1 rRNA gene is annotated in these 1460 nt (G+C 52.9%); it reads right to left on the reverse strand.

Annotated elements, in window-relative coordinates:
* Positions 1-90: 90 nt before the first annotated feature.
* Positions 91-1460, reverse strand: a 23S ribosomal RNA gene (locus ACV229_RS40470); the annotation flags it as partial.

Consider the following 1460-nt stretch of genomic DNA (forward strand, 5'->3'; position numbering starts at 1 on the left):
GTTGTGTGTATCACACACGAGAATCAACCAGTCTCTCGGATGGCAGCGCGTGCATCGGCACGGCGCTCATCTACAAGGCAGACTTGTTATAGGATCAAGCCTTACGGGCAATTAGTATCAGTTAGCTGAACGCATTACTGCGCTTACACACCTGACCTATCAACGTCCTGGTCTCGAACGACCCTTCAAGGGGATCTAGTCCCCGGGGATATCTCATCTTAAGGCGAGTTTCCCGCTTAGATGCTTTCAGCGGTTATCTCTTCCGAACATAGCTACCCGGCGATGCCACTGGCGTGACAACCGGTACACCAGAGGTTCGTCCACTCCGGTCCTCTCGTACTAGGAGCAGCCCCCTTCAAATATCCAACGCCCACGGCAGATAGGGACCAAACTGTCTCACGACGTTTTAAACCCAGCTCACGTACCTCTTTAAATGGCGAACAGCCATACCCTTGGGACCGGCTACAGCCCCAGGATGAGATGAGCCGACATCGAGGTGCCAAACACCGCCGTCGATATGAACTCTTGGGCGGTATCAGCCTGTTATCCCCAGAGTACCTTTTATCCGTTGAGCGATGGCCCTTCCATACAGAACCACCGGATCACTATGACCTGCTTTCGCACCTGCTCGACTTGTCGGTCTCGCAGTTAAGCACGCTTATGCCATTGCACTATCAGCACGATTTCCGACCGTACCTAGCGTACCTTCGTACTCCTCCGTTACGCTTTGGGAGGAGACCGCCCCAGTCAAACTGCCTACCATGCACTGTCCCCGACCCGGATCACGGGCCAAGGTTAGAACCTCAAACAAACCAGGGTGGTATTTCAAGGACGGCTCCACCGAAACTAGCGTTCCGGTTTCATAGCCTCCCACCTATCCTACACAGATCGGTTCAAAGTCCAATGCAAAGCTACAGTAAAGGTTCATGGGGTCTTTCCGTCTAGCCGCGGGTAGATTGCATCATCACAAACACTTCAACTTCGCTGAGTCTCGGGAGGAGACAGTGTGGCCATCGTTACGCCATTCGTGCAGGTCGGAACTTACCCGACAAGGAATTTCGCTACCTTAGGACCGTTATAGTTACGGCCGCCGTTTACCGGGACTTCAATCAAGAGCTTGCACCCCATCATTTAATCTTCCGGCACCGGGCAGGCGTCACACCCTATACGTCCACTTTCGTGTTTGCAGAGTGCTGTGTTTTTATTAAACAGTCGCAGCCACCAGTTTATTGCAACCCCTTCACCCTCCTGGCGCAGGCCAGTCAAGCTACCAGGGCGTACCTTATCCCGAAGTTACGGTACCAATTTGCCGAGTTCCTTCTCCCGAGTTCTCTCAAGCGCCTTAGAATACTCATCTCGCCCACCTGTGTCGGTTTGCGGTACGGTCATTGTTAAACTGAAGCTTAGAGGCTTTTCTTGGAACCACTTCCAATTGCTTCGCTTCCTAAGAAGCTCGCGCC

Source organism: Burkholderia sp. MR1-5-21 (assembly GCF_053427715.1).